Origin of the sequence: Peribacillus sp. NPDC076916 (genome assembly GCF_050269675.1) — a bacterium.
Classification (GTDB): Bacteria; Bacillota; Bacilli; order Bacillales; family DSM-1321; genus Peribacillus; species Peribacillus aracenensis.
This window is the reverse complement of record NZ_JBNNIU010000027.1, coordinates 1-20,433: the sequence shown is the minus strand read 5'-3', so window position 1 is coordinate 20,433 and position 20,433 is coordinate 1. Positions and strand designations below refer to the sequence as shown.

Sequence of the window (20,433 nt, the reverse complement as noted above, 5' to 3'; positions counted from 1 at the left end):
ATTATATATTCAGCGAACGACACTCTTCTTAAAAACCTCCAAATGACTGCACTAAGCATGTACGCTAAATTGAACGAGGAACGCGAAAATATCTTAAAAAAAATAGGAGAAAGTGGGACCATCTATGAAGAATATGTGATATTGAACAAAATCAGTGTATAGAACGTTGTATGAACCGGGTTAAGGTTGTATACGAAAACAATCCAGAAAACCTAAAAGACTATACCAAACAAAACTCCGTCATACTCAATATACAAAGGGCCTGCGAAGCGTCAATTGACTTGGCTATGCATATTGTAGCTGAACAGAAATTAGGATTGCCTCAAACCAGCAGAGATGCTTTTGATATGCTTCATGGGGCTTTAATTATTGACGAAAATACGGTCAAACGATTAAAGGCCATGGTGGGTTTCAGAAACATAGCCGTTCATGATTACCAGACGGTTAATCTAGACATTTTGCAGCAAATTGTTACGAACCATCTTGAGGATTTCACAGACTATACAAAACAAATCCTCAAATTTTAATAAAGGAGTTTTATGATGAATTACAAAATCCGTGTTTACGATCTCCATACAAATAAAGAAACAATCAAGGTAGATAAAATCTTTGAAACGAAAGATGCTGCTGAATCTGCAATCGAAAAACATAAGCTTCAAAATCCAGAGAAATATGAGTATGTAAAAGTTCCAGTGAAAAGTTAATTATTTCGCTCCTATCCTTCTGTGCAGGACCTATTACATTAGTGGTGAGTGACTTGAACATAATATTATTATGTAAACAACTATTCGTAAAAATTGAATTTTACGCATAAATTAGAGTTAAAAAAGGAGTAAAACAATGGCCAATACCAGACAACATCAAGTCCATGAGCAGAAATTGGAACAGCTGGTTAAGTCCATGCCTTTCTATATCGTTGAATATGTTGACAATAAATTGGATACCCGGTCCCCTTCCACTCTTTTGAATTACGTTCTTGATTATAAACTATTTTTGGAGTGGCTGATTGCGGAAGGCATTGCTGAACAGGAGCATATTAAGGATATCCCCCTGTCAGTTCTGGAAAAGTTGAAGTTGATCGAAGCCCAATCCTTTATCAAATTTTTGGAACGGAGAAATATCCCTATCAATAAGAAGGAAACAAAAAAAGCTGAAAAGGTATCCGTCAATCGGAAAATCTCGGCATTGCGTTCCCTTTTCAAGTATTTAACGACCCAGACGGAAAATGAGGAGGGCGAACCTTACTTCTATCGAAATGTCATGTTGAAAATTGAAGTGAATAAAGTGAAAGAGACTTTGGGGGTGCGTGCCTCCAGAATATCCACAAAGATTTTCCACAATAATGAGGATGCGCGGTTTCTTGAATTCGTGAAGCATGACTATGAAAAGGAGCTACCTAAAAAGTCCAGAAAACTCATATATTTTAAAAGGGACAAGGAACGTGATTTTGCAATCTTATCTCTCTTCTTAGGAAGTGGCATCAGGGTGAATGAGTTATCCAACTTAAGGCTACGAGACTTGGATTTTGAGGAAAAACAAATACATGTTTTACGTAAGGGTGGAAAAAAGGATGTAGTGGCAGTCTCTCCTCCGTCTATGCAGGACATAAAAGATTACCTATCTGTGCGAACGGAACGTTATAGGGGATCAAACGATGATACGGCCTATGTATTCTTAACTAGGGTGAATGATGGAGCGACCCCTCTTTCCAACCGTGCCATCGAGGCTCTAGTAAAGAAATACACGAAGGCATTTAAGTCCAATAAATCCATGTCTCCACACAAACTTAGGCACACCTATGGGACGAACTTAATGGAACAGTCAGGAGATATCCATTTACTGATGACGCAACTTGGTCATACTTCAACTACAACGGCTGCCCTATATACAAACCCTGAGCAAGAGAAGGCTAAAAAGGCTGCAAAACAGCTAGGAGAGAGAAGAACCAATTATCGTGAAAAGGATTAAATGAAAAAGGAGAAGATTTTCCAGTCTTCTCTTTTTATATGTGTGTAGAAATTAAAATAAAAGATACATCTAAGCTTCTGTTACTTAGTAAGGCTAATTAAATGGTAGTTAAATGCCTGAATAATTAATTGATAAGGATAAGCTATCCGCATGGCTAGTGTCTAAAATACTGCCTCTAATGCAACAGAATAAAATCAAATAACTACATCTTTTATCTTTTTAATATCTTAATTAACTTTTTCACTGGAGATAATATGAAATTTCCAACTTTTTCGAATACCTCAAGCCATTTAGAGTTGCCAGGTAGAAATATATTAGTTACTGCAATTAACATAATGGAGAACGCCGCCAATACTATAGCCAACATTATAAAATCAATAGGTATCCAAAATAAATTTTTTTCAGGTACACCTAATCCTTTTAATACTCTAAAGTAAATTCCAAAAAATATGGTAACAGCACTTATGGAAAATATTAGTTGACTAAAGTTTTGTAAGTGTTTCGCTATTTCCAAAGCTATTTTAGTAGGAAAAGGTCTATTTAAAACCGTATTAAACCAGTTATAGTCATTATATAAAGCTTGGAAAGAATTCCAATAGTGTTTATCTAATTTGCTGTAAAAGCGCTCCAAGTTAATATAAAATGCTTTTTGATCTTTCTGTGTTCCGTTTTTGAGTTTCCTATATTCTTTTTCTAAATCTAAATAGGAATTTATCAGATTAGGGTCACCCAATTTGAAAAGAGACATCTCAATACGTCCATGCTTATTAAACCATTTTTGTACTTCAAAGTCTTTTTCAATCTCATCCTCAATTTGGGAAATATTTCTTAAGTCAAAATACATTGACCCTAATATGCCCTCCAAGCTCTCCTTTGCCTGAGCATAAAAATTATTAAGTTTATTATTTCTTTTTGCATATAAATATGCCAATGATGCTGCAATAATTGCAACCATTATAGGGAGATACTCTTTAGTTAAGGTCATAAAGTAAAAGCCACCTCAAATAATAAATCACTCATATTTTTAGCCCCAAAATACTGTTTCTTCACCATTTACCATTTTAAAAGCTTTCTTAAACATTTTCTTTCTTTTTATTATTCATGAATAAAATAAACTATTGATTAAAAAGGACATCCCAAGAGAACCATCTTTTTATACTGTACCGCTCATAACTAACCTAACCATCTTTTTGTGTGACAATGTTTAATTAATATCTTGTAAAATTATTTAAACTGATCTAAATACACCTCGTCTTCTATTTGGATAGATATATCTAGCTCTTCCTGTTTTAGGTAATCCAAATATATTTATTTAGAAAGTAAAAAGCACCCTAAGGGATGCTTCTACTAAAATTACTAATGTAACTTATTTATCTCTTCTTGAATATATTCAGATACATTCTTCACAGCTTCGTGCCTAAGGTATTTAACGGGATTTAATTAACACCTTCAAAGTCTCCATCTTTAGATTGACGCATTTTCTTATTTTTCGAATCCACAATTTTTGATATTATACGACCTTTCCTATGGAAATCTCTCTTCTTGTTCATATCTGTATCATCTTTTGTAATAATATCACCAATAAAGTTTTTATAGATACCCTCGTCTAACTTAGTATTAGCTCTGTAATAGTAATATTGAAGTAGCTTCATAAAAATCATATCTTTTATATAATGCCTTTTTGTTACTTTAATAAGGTTTGCTATATGCTTGTTCGCACTATTTCCCTTTAAATCAGAATACATAAATACACATAAAAATTTTTCAAAGTCTGAAACATTTCCATTATCTAATATTTCTTCTAATCTTTCCTCAATTACTACTCGCAACTTACCAGTTCCCATTGTCTGTAATAAAACAGACTGATGAATTAACGGCATTAAATTTTTAAGTACCTCTATTTCTTCCTTTTTTTCTTCTTTTTGGTCTTCTTTATGTTTTTCCTGGTATTTAATTAAAACAAATTTATATATAGATGCAAATGCCATTGAGCACTTAAGAATTTTAATAAAGGAATCTGTTTTTAACCCTTCAACCATGGTATCTTCCGTATTTTTCAATACCTTTGCTGCGATAATCCAGAACCGGGAAAGCTTATCAAAGCTAGATATTTCTTCATCTTTCTTTTTAATGCCAGTTTCCTTAGAGGATTTACTTAAAGTATTATCTTGCAATTCCTCTATTTCCTCTTCAGTAGGTTTATCATTTGATGTAATTTCCTTAATATCATCAGTACTGAGTCGATCAACTATAGTATTTAGGGTTTCAAAGTTATTATCATAATTATATTGTAATTTTTCAATCTTTTCGATAATTTCTTCATACTCGGTATACATTCTATTAACTACCAATTCAAGTAATTTAGCATCATCCTGCTTTAAACCTGAATAGTAATCAAGTTCATTCATGAATAAAAGATAATTTTCATCTGAAAGAACATATTCTTTAAATTCTTGGTCTCTGTCTATATTTTTCATTAGGAAAAACTGAAAAAAACAGCTAAATTTAAATCGAACTATTCTTTCAATACCTGATTTATCAACAGTTAAGACTCCCTTATTAATAAAATGCTGTAGTAAATGCTCTTCATCAAAATCAAATTTCTTTATTTTTAGGTTCTGATATATAAAATCCCTTAATTCTTGATAATTTACACTATAATTTAGATTATTTCTTTTAAACATGTAGTAGGCGATCTCTGTCAATAATTTTTCTTTATTCTTATAATTAAATTCACTTGCGTACATCTCTTTATCAGAAGTTTTACGAAATAGTCGCTCCAAGAAGTTTTCCAACATTATGGCATTATTTACTGGTGCATAGTCTTCTTGCTTTTCAATTATCCAGAGAAACATTGATACTGCTAATGGAGTTCTAGGCAGATTCAAAGAACTAAAGGTTTTAATAATGCTATCTAACTTTTCCTTTTTATCAAGATTAAATCTTTCATTGAAACTAAACCAATTTTTCATAAGTTCTCTTATTTCTCTTGTATTAAAGTTTTTAATGTATGCCGTTTTAAAATAATTAAATATTTCCGTATCTAATGCTTCAATTGGTAATTCACCATCAACATTCCCACAACATGTAGCTACAAGTTTAACTCGTGGGTTATCTGTTATTAATTTTGTTAAGCTAGTTAAAAAAGTTTTATACTTTCTGTCAAACTTAATATTATCAATTAGTAGAACAACATTTGAATTTTTTAAAACATCTAACCTTAAGTTCCTAATATTTACGTTTAAATATTTACTTATCAATGTCTCCAAGCCACTTCCAATTGCTTCCTCGACGTCGATATAAACTGGAATTTTATTGTAGATTTCGAAGTTGTTAGTCATTTCGATTAATACTCTATCAAGTAGTATTGTTTTTCCTTGTTCTTTTGTACCTACTAAAAGTATATTTTCATTACTTCCACAAATACTCTCTAAATTTAATAATTCCTCATTTTCTTCTAACGTTTCTTCGTTAAATTGGACGGTATCTTTATATATAATTTTAGGCATTACAAATATTTCTGTAATTTTTTTTGGTGCTTCAGTATCCGTATCATAACTTACTAAGTGTTTATCAATATAATTAATGTGGATATCTTTAATATTACTTATAATTTCTAATAAGTTATCATTATTAACTAAATCTTTTTTACAGGGTAAAAAAAAATTCGTCTGTCCATTTTCATCACCCATATCGGTGTTTTTAACAAATTTTTCTTTAATATGAGAATACCTTCTATGGAATGTAATAATATTCCCATTCTCTTTATTTATGTCTATAATTGAATACCCATTAGCAAAGTCACTATTTTTCGTTCTTACATTAGTTGTCCAATTTGCAGGTGAGACTGATATTACTGTAGTACCTATAGAATTAGTTTTTGCCCATGAGCTCCCCTCATGAACGTGTCCACACAAGAGGATATCGTAATCTTTCGTAATCATCTGTTGAATTTGTTTTGATTCAAATGGAGCTATTTCATCCAATGGATGATGGACCATAGCGATTTTTATCTTACAATCTTGTATTAACTCTCTTGCACGGGTAATTTGTCTTTCACCAATTATTATCTTCTGGAAGTCCGTTTCACTATCGTAACATCTCCATGATGAATTTAGGCACGTAATTCCGACTTCAACACCTTTTATCAGTAATTTAAAAGTAGATTGGTAATTTGAAAGCTTAAATTCACCACTAAAATCTTGATAAAATTCCTTTTCGTATTCCTTAAAAGGTAGCACCCTGCTTATTCCATTTTTTTCCTCACTATCAATGAAGTTATTTACCTTTTCTGAAGATTTTAAAATAGTTGTTAAACCTGCTTCAGATACTTCATTATCAAGTTTTCTATTAACATCATGATTTCCAGGTACCATAAAAAACTTTTCTAATGATAAGCCGAGATTTTCCATAAGTGGTTCAATTACTTCTTCTTGAAAAGTATAAAAAGCAAGTTTGGCGTCTCCTCCGAAACTAGCACCTGCCTTATCTATCATATCCCCTGAGAAAAGAATTAAATCAATTTCTCTATTATTATGAAATTCTAAGAGGTCTTCCTTCAAAGGTTTTATTATATAATTTCTCAAGTCTTCTAAAGAATTAGAATCCAGATGAAAGTCTGAAATATGTACAATACGCATATTAACCCACCTAATAAATTATTATTTAAATTAAATATTCCATTTTAATCATGAATTTCCAATTTTTACTTAGTTATATTTAACTAAGTAAATAGTTTAAAATTGCAAGATGACTTTTTAAGTCAACTTCCAATGGTGTTTTGTTACTTCCTTATTGTGTCGTATTGTTTCGATTTTAGTAATGGCAATTAGTTTAATGGGGGCGTTTTAATATGTTTTTTATTATGAAACGGTTATTCCATATACGGAAAATCTAATTAAAATTGAAATACAAAATAATAATTAGTTTCCAATTTTTGGTGAAAGTAATACTGGTGTTAACGAAGGCGCATACTATGCCACTTGAAATTGATGGAGAGAAAAAAGAATGTGAGTTTTTAAAACAATCGCTGATTCACCTTCAAGAAACCTTATTGATAATGAAAAAAGTCTTAATGAGCAAGGATATATCTATAAACTTTCTGAAAGTGAAAAAATTGATGCTGTGTATAATGTAGAGTTTGATGTAGAAAAAATCACTGCTGGAAAAGAATATTGGTTTAGAACGTGCTGTATTAATTGGGGAGAAATAACAAATACCTTTCTTATTCAACTAAAGGGAATGGAATAATAAAAAACCGGAATTTTCAATCAATTAGAAAATGGGGTTCTTATATTAGAATTTGTCTTAACGTTGTAAATCCGTGTTCTTCTTGATGCTACCCCTAATACACTTTATTAGTAATACGGTTACAATTTTATTTTTCTATTGGTCTAAAAGTTTTATATATTTCTTGTTTTGTCGCTCTAAAAAACTCTTTTTCCTTAATATCTTCGGTATTTGCTCGCATATAAATTCTTCCTACTAGATACTTGCTAGATAAAGCCTTAAAAATAATTGAATTATTTAACCAATCCCCTTGTGCTGCTATAATATAATTTTCATCTTTATCTTTGCTAAGTAATACCGCTTTCTCTCCATTTAAATCTTTTAATGGATCAAGCGAAGTAAAACTTTCGGAAACAAATGGCTTTAAGCTTGATTTTTTTTCTTTTATAAAATTAACAACCTTTTCAGTTTGTTCTTTAATATCTTCTTCTCGCATTTTCCCTTTTTCCGGAAACAATTCAATGATTCTTTTCCAGAGTTTTCGGTTCCTTAATTCATTAATGGTAGACTTGTCATCACAATTCTGAACTGAGCTTTCAATCTTATCTAAAAATTTTTCATCTGAAAGCTCTAAGTATGAAGAAATGAAATTATCCACTGTATTACAATCAACAAATTGATGTCCTATATCTTTTAACTTTTTTGTAGCATGAGATAACATAGTATTACAAGCTTGATTCGTCTTATGAAAATAAACTTGTACATACAGTTCATACCTTGCTTGAAGAAAATTTTCTATTGCAGGTAATCCACTCTTCTTAATCCCAAGTCTTATTTTATTTTTCTCCATGTCGATGAATGGCAATAGGGATTTTAGTAATCTGTTAAGATCGTACGTTCCATACTTCACTCCGGTAAAATAACTATCTCTTAATAAATAATCCATTCTGTCACAATCCAAAGGTGCTCCTGCTACAATTTGATTAAGGAATGGGGTAAGACTATAATCCATTATATTAGTTGTTTTTAGATTAAGATGCTCATTCATAATGGTTAAAATAATTTGTATACGTTCATCAGTAAAACCAATGTCTGACAAAACCTTTACAGCAAAATAATATGAAACATATTCATGTTCAACACGACCTTCTAATCCTTTGTCTTTTTTCATTATCTCTTCTAAAGAATTAGCAAATTCATTATTAAACCTTATTTTGTCATCATTTCTAACCATGTTTAAAAAATCAGAGTTTTTCGGTGCAAATTGATCAAATAAATGAGACATAGGCCCATGGCCTATATCATGTAAGAGTGCAGCAATGCGTAAAGCAAAAAATACATCTATAAATTCTTGTTGATTGGTAAAGTAGTCATTATCCAAGATATTTCTATTGCCCTCAATACCATATTTTTTTTGCTTATTTTTTAAGGTATTAGCATTACTAAACGAATTTAAAAACATCTCACTTGCTAAATGCATTACACCTATAGAATGCTCAAACCTGGTATGATTTGCAGAAGGAAATACAAAGTACAGGAAAGTATTTTGCTTAACTTTTCTCAACCTATTAAAAAGCGGATGTGAAATTATTTTCATTTCATCGTCCGATATCCTTATTAACCCGTGTATTGGGTCTAATATACTTTTGTTTAATTGTTCAGTAATGAATATCATTTATTTACCTCTTCCCTTAATTAATAATACTCATTTAAATTCTACATTTTATTACGCAAATCCTCCTTTAATGTGATAAAATTCCATAAATTATTTGGAATGATTAACATTGTAGTATCGGATCCAGCGTTTTGAAAAGCTGAACGCTGAATTATAATTAGAGTAGAAAAGGCACTTCTTAGTTTTTTGTCTAAACTCCTTATCCAATAACTCCTTCTTAAAAATCACTTTAATAGTGATAATAATTTTTGCTCGACCCACTTACTCATACTGATTCCGTCTTGTTCAGCTAACTTTGTCATACTTTCTAATAGATCAATAGGTAATTCCAAACTAGTTTTTCGATAGGAACTTCGAAAAATCAGGTGACCCTCTTCATGGTAGATGTCTCCTTTTATTAAAAATGGCAGGATATCAGCCACAAAGAAACTCTTTGTCGTTAATGGTTTTTCCCCTGCACGGATGAAGAGTACTATCGTGTGATCCTGTTCCCTCAATCGTATGTTTTCCATTCCCCATGTTTCATATAAATAGTCCACGAATGGATAAAAGACAACAGCATCCTTCGGAATTTCTAACTCTACATAGCCTTTATATTCAAAAGTAGATTGATGAATGGGATATACCGGCTTTAACTGAAACTCCCTTACTCCTTCTTCAAATGGTAACCATTTTTGAATATTGGCTAAGTAAAAACCCCATTCATTTTCCTTATTCCTTATAACACGTGCTTCAGGCACCTTGATTGAATGAAATTTCTGAAATAAGGCTATATCGTGACTAGGAAAATAATACTCAAATCGTTTTGGGCGTTGGGATTCAGATGGTTTCAGCAATCCTGCGGCTTCCTCATATGCTGTTTCTGATATGACATAGATCGTCCTCTCATCACCATAAGGGACAGCCTCAGCTTTTATTGAACCATCTTGGATATACTTATAAACACTTTGTACTGATAACCCCAATTTCTTGGCAACATCATTGGGACTCATACCAGTAGGTAAAGATTGCTTTTCATACACTAATCGATCCACTTCCGCTTTTTCATAACGTGCCTCTTTATGTAATCGATGTGGGTCCAGAATTTTTTTGATTTTCTTCTGCTTTCCATAATGGTAGACCGTTGCCTTGGATACTCCGAGTAAATCAGCGACTTCTTTTTGTGTATACCATTCCACTTTATCCCCCTCCCATCCTTCTTGATGATCCGTTCCTGTTATGGGAACATCCTGTTGGTTCCCATTCGTCAATTCCTCATGATACAAGACTGCTTCCGCCTGGCCAAATTTCACACGATATTGGAGTCGAGGCTGTTCAATCACTTCCAAAATCACGCCTTCTTTTTTCTCAAATTGTTTAAAGTAGTAAAAACTCTCTGGGTCATCTTCTTCCGTACATGTTAGGAGAACATAAACCGTTTCCCCCATTTCATAAGATTCAGTCTGCGTGTTTTTTTCATGGTTTAATTTATTCATGATTTGTCTCTTCACCTTTTATCTTTTATTGTTATATCTCTTACTATCTCATGATTATCTATTTACTTCATATATCTATCATAATATATAATAATGCATTAAATAAGTATAAATATAAATTTCTTTTATATAGACATTATAGATATAAAAATTGATTCAAGAAATATTATTATTATTTATAAATCTAATTATATTCTAATTAAGGAAAACCTAAATAAATATAGAATTTATTTAGGTCTTTCATAATTAATTACCTCTTGTCATTTGTTATAATGTAAGTAGGATTCATTAAATGGTATGGATTAAATATAGACTTTATCTTATCAATAGTTGATTTATAAAAGTGAGGGATACATGTATGTATGAACTAATCGGAAAAACGAAAGAGATTCAGAGCCGTGCATGGAAAAACAGTCTGTCAGACATTTCGATCCACACGTTACAAGAACGAGTAGATACGACAGAAAAGAATGGAAAGAAACCGTTTTCTGATTTTAGTGATGTAGACATGCTTCAGTGGTATCTTCATAGGCGAGAACATTTAAAACGGCAACATGAAAAGTCCACCCGCACCGTCCAAGCCTATGAGCGGGAACTTCTTCAATTTATTGAACAAATGCTCACTTATTCAGTGGAAATCCATGTTGACTTGGAAAAAGTTGTGGAGGGTTCCCTCTTTAAATCGCTATCCCCCCGCCACATTCGAAGATATCAGGAATGGTTATCGGAAAAAAGCCCTTATGTCTTAACAAAAGGAGCGTATTCCGTTGCCACATTATCCAGAAAGACAACCATCATTAAGGGTTTTTTGACATTCCTGTTCGAATCAGGCTATATCACGGAGCCCATTCATGAAGGTTTCTTTAAGATCAATATTCATAAAGATGATCGACCGAACCGTGATTTGGGACCGAAGGAAGTCATTCAGCTACTTGATTACTTCATGGAAATCCACCACCCCATCGTTTTTTCGATCATTCATATCCTAACGATGACAGGCATGCGTAATGAAGAGTTTACAAGACTCCGAGTCAAGGATCTTCAATACGATTCCATTACCAGCACGTATTTTTTAGAGGTACTAGGTAAAGGAAATAAAAGAAGGCAAATCCCACTGAAAGAAAAAGGAATGAATAGCATTCGCATGTTCCGTTCAGCTAGAGGGCTCGACGATCTAGATGCAGCAGAAGGAGACGGCCCGCTCTTTACGACCAATACCGGCCGTGCCTACTCTCCCTCATATTTGTCTCAATACATAACAAAAGCCATTAAGGAGAGTGGATTGCCTTTTTTGAAGTTTCGTTCCTCTTCCATTGGTCCTCATACTTTCAGGCATGCTTTTGCCATCATTTCTCACTTAAATGGAGTGGATGTCTATCAGATTATGAAGAGTCTGGGTCATGAGCAGCTCTCCACTACAGAGATATATTTGGAGAAGGTTTTTGAAAAAGAACGACATGCGATTCATTTGTGGAAACCAGATGTGTTTGGAGAGTATATATAATAGAAGAAACTCGTCATATTTAGAGAAGTTATTGCTGAATTTTGGACACCAATTGAGTGGCGTTCTCTTAAAAAATCCGTTTCGAAAATGGTTTAATGATTTAAAATATGAAAAGAGGTCGAGATTTAATAAAAGATATTTCCACACCTTGCAAGTAGTTTAAACAGACGTCTAATTCATATATGTTTATTTAGCTTCTTCTTTAAGATCAAAAGGGGAACAAGTAATCTGGATGACTTGTTCCCCCTTTTTAGAATATTCACCTATTGTATTTCAAAGCCCAGCATGAATTTGCTGCATATCTTCATCCTTATATTTTTAAATTGTTATAAAATCGACCTTCGGTAAAGACCCTTAGCTTAAATGCCTCAATGAATCTCGAACCCTTTATAAAGCCTTTATGTTCTCATGGATGATTCTTGCGATAGCTTTAAAATCATACTTATGATTGACGACATCTACAACAAAATCCTGTTCTTCTTCTATTCCCATTATCCATTGATAATGATTGATCTTCAGAAACATAATAAGGGAAGCGAGTGCTGTCCTCTTGTTTGCGTTGTGGAACGCATGATTTTTTGAAATGGATTCGAATAAGGCTGCAGCCTTTTCATGAATAGATGGGTAAGCATCATTCTCGAAAACAGTTTGTCTGGGTCTGTTCACTGCAGAATCAAGGAGACCGGGATCTTTCACTCCGATTTGTTCAGTAGGAGAATAAACTTTTATTTGAATGGCATTGATAGCAATAATTTGATTAGTGGAAAGATAGATAATATCCAGCGTCATATTATCTATCCACCAATCCCTTGAATGCTTCGTCATGTTCTTTAATAACATCTGATAACATTTCCATAAATTCTGCATCAACACCTTTAGGTAATTTCACATTTTTATTTTTCCTTAAAATGATTTCTTCACCCTTGAACTCAACCTCTAATTCGTCTCCAAAAGCTAAATTTGCAGTTTTCAACATTTCAACTGGAAACGTTATACCCAAGCTATTTCCGACTTTAGTTAATTTCCTAATAGCCATTAATCGTTCCTCCTTCAAAAAAAGTAATAATTGTTATTACTATTATAACATTAGTCATTATTGTTTATACACTTTTATCTTAAATTTGTTATTTTTAGCCTGCGATCATTCGAACATCCGTTTTTTTACTCCTTTCTTATTTTTTCGTCTTATTCTATAAAAACGTTCGTAAAAGTGGATGTAAAACCACGAGCGTCCGTAAATCATTTTCCATCTTTAACGAACGTTAAAATAGGGGATTTTATTTAAAAAAGAAGTGTTCGTAAAAGTGGACTTTTACGAACGGGCGATATAGCTTTCTTAAACAACATTCATTTCTCATCAATCAGCTACCACTAGTACATCTAAATGCCTCGCCTCGCGAAGGAGACGTTCAACTATGGAGCCTTCTTTTATTTCTTGCCACCTCGACCTAGCTGAATGTCCTATAATTACTTGTGTTGCTTTTTTGTTTTTTTATTGCCCCGTTATTTCTTTTACTACTAAACGTCGATGTGTGGCATGGTATATTTCAAATATCCCTCCTAATCGTTCCGTTAGAACCATGACTCTTTTCAATATGACTTCCTCTTCATTAGACAAGTTTTGATGGTCTTTTACATAAACAACAAACCATTGGGCCTTCAAACGATACGCTATTCGAAATCCCCTTCGTATTAAACGTTCTGAATCTTGACGTAAATTTACACAAACAAAAATGACTTCCTCTTTTCGCCAAGGTCCTCTTACGCCATTTTTCCGTTCAAATGATTCCAACCGATCATCCACATCGTCTGCTAACTCACGTAATGCAAGCTCCCTGAGCGCAATTAGGTTTCCAGTTTTAAAGAAATTGCTTAACGACTGCTCTACTTTATCCATTGTATAAATGTTACCTTCTCGCATACGTTGTCTTAATGTCTTAGGCGAAATATCTATTAATTCCAGCTCGTCTGCTAAATGTAGGATCCGGTCCGGTACAGTTTCCCTTACCCGGACTCCAGAAATTTGTTCGACACTGTCATTTAAACTCTCTAAATGTTGAATATTCATAGTGGAAATAACAGAAATTCCTGCACTTAGTATCTCTTCTACATCCTCATACCGTTTAGCATTTTTACTACCCGGAATGTTCGTAGGAGCTAACTCATCCACTAGTACTACTTCAGGATTACGCAGAATGATAGTAGCAAGGTCCATTTCTTCCAAGGTTACATTTTTATATTGCACTTTTTTTCTAGGGATCATGTCTAAATACCCTATCTGATCCCCCGTATCCTTACGCCCGTGTGTTTCTAGTAAGCCAATGACTACGTCGATTCCATTTTTCTTTAATTGATTGGCTTCCCTTAACATGGTATATGTTTTTCCTACTCCAGGAGCAGCACCAATATATACTTTTAAGGTACCTCTTTTAACTTTTTGTATCTTCTCTTTTAATTCGGTTGAAGATAGCCTGCGATAGGGATTTTCTATTTTCCTCTGTGTTTGAATAGCAGGTATGATCCGTTCTCCTTCCACTTCAGCTCGGTCTGAAACAACAAATACATCAATATTCTTTGTTATACGTAAAATCCGATTGACGATGGATCCATGAATAATCTCTTCCCAACGAGTTCTTTTAGACTGACCAAGTATAATTCGAGTGACATTATGCAATAAAGCATAGGCCACAATTTCTTCAGCAATGTTTTCCTTACTGATAGATATTTCTTCAAACGCCCCATCTAATTTTTTAATTAATTTCCCCATTGATCGTTTAAATGTGGCTTCTACTTTGGAAAGTGATTTTTGATTAGGGATAAAACAAGTAACTAATAAATCACTACCTAAACGCTTGGCAATTTGATCTCCCCTTCGGATTAAAATGGAACCATTCCAATGATATTGAGCACATACTAAGATTCGCTCTGAAGCACCAGAGGGACCAGATAACCCTTTACGCTCCCGGTATTCGTATAAATCATCCTCTACCTCCCCTGCCAGGAATCGAAGGGACAATTCCCTCAGTACAGCTAAGTTATGTCTTTTAAAAAGGTGAGCATGTCCATTTACTTGCTCATGTTTTTCATCTAGCTCTCCTTCTTGTAGACGTTTTAGGATAGCTTCGGGGGTTACGTCCAATAATTTCACTTCATCAGCGTGAGAAAGCGTATCCTCTGGCACAGTATTACTTACATGAATTGGGAGTCCCGTGAGTTGTTCTGCTACTTCTTTAACACCTGCAAGTTCATAAATATTTATGGTTGTAATGACACTGATTTTATTGTCAATTAACTCTTGTACATCTTCTAGTCTTGTAGCGTTTTTGGCGGAAGGTCTGTTTTTATGAGCAAGCAGGTCTACCAACACAACTTCAGGGTTTCTTGTGAATATTTCACCCAAGTCTAAATCATGCCTAGTCTCTCCTTTAACTTCCCATTCGATAGCTGGAATGATTTCAAGACCTCCCACTTGTTCCAAGGTTTTCGGACGATTAGATGCGCTAACGCGTTCTGTCAATTCAAGAAGTTACTATTCAATTTGGGTATACAATACTACTCTGAATCGAATGTGGGATACCTGGCGGAAAGTTGGCCAATACAAGGGTAGGAAAGAGGCGTAGGATTGCGATTGCCCCTTTACATGATACGTTTTTAAACACTTGCCGGAGCTCAGGAAAGACCACATCCACCCAGCGATTAATTTGATTGATGGAGCTAACAAGACGCTTAATGATCACATCTCGGTTAGCCATAAGGACACGAAGTTTTTCAAATGATTCTGAAGTGGAACGAACGAAGGCATAGTAGCCATTCTTCACCATATCAGCGAGGACAACGGCATCTTTTTATCACTTTTGGATTGCGTATTATCACGATTTTCTTTGTTTCTACTGTGACGTATTGCAGTATAATTTTATGTCGATTTCCCTAATTATTAGCAAGTTTAAGAAAAAACATTTTAATCATTACATAATTGTAATAGAAATTAGTTACCCACAAAGGAGTATTCAAAATGTGCGAAATAAAAATGTATAGAGAGTTAGAATTAAATATAAAGAGCCTAAGAAAATTACTTATAGAAACTGGTGTTAAGAAAGGTCTAAATCATCAGGAAACACTTGAATATAGTGAAAAGCTAGACAAGTTGATTCTTAAGAAATCCCTAATAAGTAATTATTAAATACTTTAAAGATTTACCAAAGCCATGGATTTGAGTCAATATTTTGGACACAAACAAGTTAAATCTTAAGCTGTATTTGTCATTTGATCTTCAATAGCTTGTGGAGTTTTATATCCTAAGTTGCAAGTGAATTCTTTTTCGGTTTACCAACCTTCAATGAATTGGAATATCGCTAATTTAGCTGTTTGTCATGTCCCCAATAATTTGACCGCGAAAAAAGTGTAAATGAAAACTTCTTGCGTTCCTACATTCTGGATATAAATAAATAACCACTAGTATTGATCCTGAAATACAAATTAATCCTACTGAATAGTTCCGTGTTCGATGAAACATAATAGGTTTAGCCTTTAAATATATTATACTTTCCCTTTTTTACAACCGCCGCGTGACTAATAAATGACTTCAGTGAGGGATTTATATGTTTTGGAAAAAGAATAAAAGGAAAAACAGTGCATTTTTGGAATCATCTCCAAAAACGACAGGTCAACAAGAAATTTCCATGGACCTATTAAAGCAGGTTTTAGCAAATTTGGATGATGCAGAAATCATTGAAAGACAAAATGCAAAAGATCAAAATGTTACATTCGTATACATAAGAACATTGATTGATGAGGAAAGAATGAATGAATCCATAATAGAACCTGTGATTCTCTGTACTCATGACACAATCCTTGATTGTATGTCCACTACTAAAGTCTCTGAAATTTTCACCTTAGCAGAAGCACAAAAACAATTATTAAAAGGTTCCATTATTATTTATGACGTGATTGGAAACCAATGGTTGACTGCACCACTCAGGAATAACATAGGCCGTTCTATCGAAACGTCTGACACTGAAACGATATTATACGGAGCGAAAGACAGCTTTAGTGAGCAAATAGAAGTTAATATGACTTTAATTCGTAGGAGACTGCCATTAGCCGAATTAAAAGCAGAGAAGTTTAAAGTTGGCTCTTTAAGCGATACAACTGTTGTCCTTATGTATATGGAGGGGGTAATCAATCCTGAATTCGTTTCTGTTGCCAGGGAAAAAATCTCCAAGATTGATTTTGATTTATTTTTTGATTCGTCTCAAATTGCGGCTTTTTTGGAAGATCATCACAATAGTATCTTTCCACAATTTCAACAAACGGACCGTCCAGATGTTTGTGCCTATTCTTTAGGTCTCGGTAAACTGATTATCTTGGTCGACAATACACCGTTTGTATTAGTTGGACCTATTACATTTTTCCATCTTTTTCAATCACCTGAGGACTATATTAACCGCTGGCCAGTCGCGAGCTTTTTACGCACTATACGATATATCAGTTTTTTCTTATCTATTGTACTAATTCCCCTTTATGTAGCGTTAACTACTCATCACTATCATATGATTCCTTTGCAAATTCTTTTTGTACTAGTGGAATCAAGGAGTAAATTGCCATTCACTCCCTTTTGGGAAGCGCTGCTCATGCTTATCATTTTGGAAATTATCAAAGAAGCCAGCCTGCGAATGCCATCAAAATCCAGTCAAACACTAGGTGTAATTGCCGGAATAGTCATTGGCCAAGCTTCAGTAGAAGCAGGTTTTGCCAGTAAGGTATTGATTGTGCTGGTAGGTATTTCAACTATCGCTTCTTTTTTGGTCCCCAACTATTTAGTGACAAAAGCTAATACATTGATTCAGTTTGTTTTTCTTGTGCTTTCTTCATTTCTCGGGATAGTTGGGATCGTGCTGGGTATGATAGCAATTCTTGCCCACTTAAACGGACTTACGTCACTTAGACAACCTTACTTAGCACCGGTAGCCCCTTTCTACTGGAAGGATTGGATTGATCTTTTCATACGCGGACCGTTAACGAAGATGAAAACTAGGCCAGAGCATTTACATCCATTACAAAAATGGCGTTATGGTAAAAGGAGGTGAATTCGTGAATTCATTTTCTTTATATGATAAAACATCATCCTTCAGTGGCATTTATGTCTTTTTTTTGGTGAACCGGCTCCAAATGCTTTACTTTCTATTTATTATGCCAACAATACTAACCCACCCATATATGATTTGGGGAATTATCTTGGTAGGAATGCTTTCTCAACTCAATTTAATGGTGTTGTCAAAATGGGTATCTTCTGATCATGCTTCAAAAGGTTATCAAGGGTTTGTGCAGATTTTTGGGGAATGGTTGGTACGTTTATTTACATTTTTCGGTGTCATTCTTATGTTAGTGAAAGTAGTCGTCCTTACCTTAGGTTACGTGGAAATTATCCATCAACTTGTGTTTCCATCGATGAATACAAATTGGTTGGTTGTATTTATAATGGTGATCTGCTGTTATGTAGCATCACTAGGAATGAGTAACTCGATTCGTTTTGTAGTAATCGCCTTCCTATGTACGATATGGATGATTGTCTTATTTTATCCTTTTTTCTTTCCCGAGATTGCTTCACTACATGATCTATATCCACTAGTACCAACTGAATGGTCTAAGGAGTCTTGGAGGGGATTGTTGTTGATATGGTCGTCTTTTTCGGGACCTGAGTATATCGTCTGTTTAGTACCCTGGCTAAAATCCAAAGAAAATTTGGTTCGATATTTCACTTATGCCAATACACTATCTGTACTAGAATATGTGCTTTTATTTATGAGCTCCTTATTCTTTTTTGGATCCGAATATTTAAGCAAAAGCAAATTTCCTGTGGTAACAATGGCTAAGTACTTACAGACACCTGTATTTGAGAGAATCGATATCATCATGATTTCTTTACATGTTTTTAACTTAGTGTTTGCTGTGTCAATCTTTTTGTTATGTATCTATGGTGCCTATCGAATCATAAGAAAAAAATCACAAAACCAACCTACCAGAAAGGGGCTCCAATTTACTTGTTTGGTACTAATTGTAGGCCTCATTGCCACAAACAAATGGATCTGGCAGGAAGATCCCCAAAGCCTTTTACTTAATCTTCAAATATGGTGTGGGTCATTTACATACTTATTGGTCCCTTCATTGCTTTTCATATCAAGTAAAAGAAAGGGGCGCATGTAGAATATGACATCCTTTAAAAAGGCAATATTGCTGGTTATAGTGAGTAGCATCTTGTGGATTACTGGTTGTTCCCCATTTGTGGAAAATAACGAGATTGAAGAAATTGCACCAGTGATTTTCTGGTCATTAGATGACGCTGGAGAAGGGAAATTAAAAGTATGCACTGTCGTGCCCCCCTTGGTTAAAGAAAAACAACGTCTGCTCACTATGAACGTTGAGCTACTGAAACAAGGTGGGAAAACCTTTAATTTTAAATATTACCGTGAGTTGAAAACAGGACAACTTCGGATTTTACTAATTAATGAAGAGCTTGCTAAAAAGGGAATGAAAACAATTATCGATACGGTATTTTCTGACCCCAACATATCTCAGCGTCTCTATCTCGTAATAGTAAGAGGAAACTTTGAAGAGTATATAAAAAATGAACTGCAAGACAAACAGGAAAATCCAGATTATTTCCTTTATCGTATGCTAAAACACTACGAGGAAAAACATCAAGGCGAGATGTCGATTGTAAACTTGCATCAATTTATGGAGAAACTATATGGCGTTTACTCTGACCCGATATTGCCAGTTTTTAAGGCAGAGAAAGGTCGTTTCACTTATGAGGGGACAGCGATCTTTCAAGACGACAAGCTAATTTCAACAGTTAGTCATATGGAAGATCAAATCTACCAGCTTATAGGAAATGACGACTATCTAAAATATTTGCCAATGACAAACTTATCTACTGTTTTAGGTCAAGTACGATCAAATATGAATATGGCATTAAATCAAGATTTATCAACATTGACCGTCAATGTAGAACTTACAGGTACGATAGATGAGTATCGTGGTACAAAGAATCTAAATGATCTAGCTGAAATAACGGTTTTGAAAACCGAAATTGAATCCTATTTGGAAACCAAAACAAAGGCATTTTTACAAAAGAGTCAGGAGTGGAACGTTGATCCACTACAGATTGGAACTAAAACGTTCACGCCCTTCACTAAGCCGATGAGTGAAGAAAAATGGTTTGAAAAATGGAGTAATATGAAAATCAATGTAAACTATCATCTCGAATTAGAGCCCTTAATTGATGTCCAAGATTAACTTTGTAAAGTAAGGTGCTACTATATAACAGTTTGCACTTCTATAATTCCCCTAGCAAACCGTATGACGAGATTTGGAGGGCAACGAGGTTATCAAAAGACTAGGATAACCCTTTAAGTAAAGTAATTGTAATAAAAAAAGACCTTATTTGAAGTGAACCCAAAAAGTTAGACACTTTATTTACTTAGGCAGCCTTGAGGGCATGAACCCGGTAATCTACTGGGCTCATGCCTTTCTTACGATTAGTCAATGTCTTTGTTTGAATTAATTTATTAGTATTTAGAATG

Annotated in this window: 13 protein-coding genes and 3 pseudogenes; 8 read left to right on the top strand and 8 right to left on the bottom strand. The window is 34.0% G+C overall.

Annotated features, from left to right (window positions below; all coding sequences use genetic code 11):
* The first annotated feature begins 135 nt into the window (after positions 1–135).
* The 3 genes and pseudogenes from hepT (at position 136) to xerS (ending at position 1,968) form a co-directional block, all read left to right on the top strand.
* A pseudogene (gene hepT, locus ACQKFG_RS27885) lies at positions 136–527 on the top strand (type VII toxin-antitoxin system HepT family RNase toxin).
* A gap of 15 nt (positions 528–542) precedes the next feature.
* Positions 543–704: a hypothetical protein gene (locus ACQKFG_RS27880; RefSeq protein WP_427564318.1), complete on the top strand. Its 162-nt coding sequence runs from the start codon at positions 543–545 to the stop codon at positions 702–704.
* Positions 705–840: 136 nt separating this feature from the next.
* Positions 841–1,968 (top strand): tyrosine recombinase XerS, encoded by a 1,128-nt coding sequence (xerS, locus tag ACQKFG_RS27875; protein WP_427564316.1) that lies wholly within the window; start codon positions 841–843, stop codon positions 1,966–1,968.
* Positions 1,969–2,179: 211 nt separating this feature from the next.
* Here xerS and ACQKFG_RS27870 read toward each other — a convergent pair whose 3' ends face one another.
* The 4 genes from ACQKFG_RS27870 to ACQKFG_RS27855 form a co-directional block, all read right to left on the bottom strand.
* Complete coding sequence (locus ACQKFG_RS27870) at positions 2,180–2,953, bottom strand: hypothetical protein (RefSeq protein WP_427564314.1); 774 nt, start codon at positions 2,951–2,953, stop codon at positions 2,180–2,182.
* Between the two features lie 451 nt (positions 2,954–3,404).
* Positions 3,405–6,608, bottom strand: coding sequence for a metallophosphoesterase (locus ACQKFG_RS27865; protein WP_427564312.1), 3,204 nt, complete (start codon positions 6,606–6,608; stop codon positions 3,405–3,407).
* Positions 6,609–7,345: 737 nt separating this feature from the next.
* A complete protein-coding gene (locus ACQKFG_RS27860) occupies positions 7,346–8,872 on the bottom strand; it encodes an HD domain-containing protein (protein WP_427564310.1) in 1,527 nt (508 codons plus the stop codon).
* Between the two features lie 224 nt (positions 8,873–9,096).
* Complete coding sequence (locus ACQKFG_RS27855) at positions 9,097–10,347, bottom strand: helix-turn-helix domain-containing protein (protein WP_427564308.1); 1,251 nt, start codon at positions 10,345–10,347, stop codon at positions 9,097–9,099.
* 358 nt (positions 10,348–10,705) lie between these two features.
* Between ACQKFG_RS27855 and ACQKFG_RS27850 the strand changes: the two genes are divergently transcribed.
* Entirely contained in the window at positions 10,706–11,851 is a 1,146-nt protein-coding gene (locus ACQKFG_RS27850; RefSeq protein WP_427564306.1) for a tyrosine-type recombinase/integrase, read from the top strand.
* Between the two features lie 387 nt (positions 11,852–12,238).
* On the opposite strand, the gene ACQKFG_RS27845 is transcribed toward ACQKFG_RS27850, so the two are convergent.
* From ACQKFG_RS27845 to ACQKFG_RS27830, 4 genes and pseudogenes are all read right to left on the bottom strand, one after another.
* The gene (locus tag ACQKFG_RS27845) at positions 12,239–12,640 is read right to left on the bottom strand and encodes a type II toxin-antitoxin system death-on-curing family toxin (RefSeq protein ID WP_427564304.1); all 402 of its coding nucleotides are present in this window, start codon (positions 12,638–12,640) and stop codon (positions 12,239–12,241) included.
* Between the two features lies 1 nt (position 12,641).
* Positions 12,642–12,887: an AbrB/MazE/SpoVT family DNA-binding domain-containing protein gene (locus ACQKFG_RS27840; RefSeq protein ID WP_048689328.1), complete on the bottom strand. Its 246-nt coding sequence runs from the start codon at positions 12,885–12,887 to the stop codon at positions 12,642–12,644.
* Between the two features lie 321 nt (positions 12,888–13,208).
* Positions 13,209–15,347: pseudogene (locus ACQKFG_RS27835) on the bottom strand (histidine kinase); the annotation flags it as partial.
* Positions 15,348–15,453: 106 nt separating this feature from the next.
* A pseudogene (locus ACQKFG_RS27830) lies at positions 15,454–15,740 on the bottom strand (IS110 family transposase); the annotation flags it as partial.
* A 123-nt stretch (positions 15,741–15,863) separates the two neighbouring features.
* On the opposite strand from ACQKFG_RS27830, the gene ACQKFG_RS27825 reads away from it, so the two are divergent.
* The 4 genes from ACQKFG_RS27825 to ACQKFG_RS27810 all read left to right on the top strand — a co-directional run bounded on the left by ACQKFG_RS27825 (position 15,864) and on the right by ACQKFG_RS27810 (position 20,146).
* Complete coding sequence (locus ACQKFG_RS27825; RefSeq protein ID WP_331263042.1) at positions 15,864–16,031, top strand: aspartyl-phosphate phosphatase Spo0E family protein; 168 nt, start codon at positions 15,864–15,866, stop codon at positions 16,029–16,031.
* A gap of 418 nt (positions 16,032–16,449) precedes the next feature.
* The gene (locus ACQKFG_RS27820; protein WP_427564301.1) at positions 16,450–17,937 is read left to right on the top strand and encodes a spore germination protein; all 1,488 of its coding nucleotides are present in this window, start codon (positions 16,450–16,452) and stop codon (positions 17,935–17,937) included.
* A gap of 4 nt (positions 17,938–17,941) precedes the next feature.
* Positions 17,942–19,054 carry a GerAB/ArcD/ProY family transporter gene (locus tag ACQKFG_RS27815; protein WP_427564299.1) on the top strand — a complete coding sequence of 371 codons (1,113 nt, stop codon included), beginning with the start codon at positions 17,942–17,944 and terminating at the stop codon, positions 19,052–19,054.
* A gap of 3 nt (positions 19,055–19,057) precedes the next feature.
* Entirely contained in the window at positions 19,058–20,146 is a 1,089-nt protein-coding gene (locus tag ACQKFG_RS27810) for a Ger(x)C family spore germination protein (RefSeq protein WP_427564297.1), read from the top strand.
* Positions 20,147–20,433 lie beyond the last annotated feature (287 nt).

What these genes read in the sequence shown, in the direction of transcription:
- ACQKFG_RS27880 (WP_427564318.1), top strand. Translation starts at nt 543, where the DNA reads ATGAATTACAAAATCCGTGTTTACGATCTCCATACAAATAAAGAAACA.
- xerS (WP_427564316.1), top strand. Translation starts at nt 841, where the DNA reads ATGGCCAATACCAGACAACATCAAGTCCATGAGCAGAAATTGGAACAG.
- ACQKFG_RS27870 (WP_427564314.1), bottom strand. Translation starts at nt 2,953, where the DNA reads ATGACCTTAACTAAAGAGTATCTCCCTATAATGGTTGCAATTATTGCA.
- ACQKFG_RS27865 (WP_427564312.1), bottom strand. Translation starts at nt 6,608, where the DNA reads ATGCGTATTGTACATATTTCAGACTTTCATCTGGATTCTAATTCTTTA.
- ACQKFG_RS27860 (WP_427564310.1), bottom strand. Translation starts at nt 8,872, where the DNA reads ATGATATTCATTACTGAACAATTAAACAAAAGTATATTAGACCCAATA.
- ACQKFG_RS27855 (WP_427564308.1), bottom strand. Translation starts at nt 10,347, where the DNA reads ATGAATAAATTAAACCATGAAAAAAACACGCAGACTGAATCTTATGAA.
- ACQKFG_RS27850 (WP_427564306.1), top strand. Translation starts at nt 10,706, where the DNA reads ATGTATGAACTAATCGGAAAAACGAAAGAGATTCAGAGCCGTGCATGG.
- ACQKFG_RS27845 (WP_427564304.1), bottom strand. Translation starts at nt 12,640, where the DNA reads ATGACGCTGGATATTATCTATCTTTCCACTAATCAAATTATTGCTATC.
- ACQKFG_RS27840 (WP_048689328.1), bottom strand. Translation starts at nt 12,887, where the DNA reads ATGGCTATTAGGAAATTAACTAAAGTCGGAAATAGCTTGGGTATAACG.
- ACQKFG_RS27825 (WP_331263042.1), top strand. Translation starts at nt 15,864, where the DNA reads ATGTGCGAAATAAAAATGTATAGAGAGTTAGAATTAAATATAAAGAGC.
- ACQKFG_RS27820 (WP_427564301.1), top strand. Translation starts at nt 16,450, where the DNA reads ATGTTTTGGAAAAAGAATAAAAGGAAAAACAGTGCATTTTTGGAATCA.
- ACQKFG_RS27810 (WP_427564297.1), top strand. Translation starts at nt 19,058, where the DNA reads ATGACATCCTTTAAAAAGGCAATATTGCTGGTTATAGTGAGTAGCATC.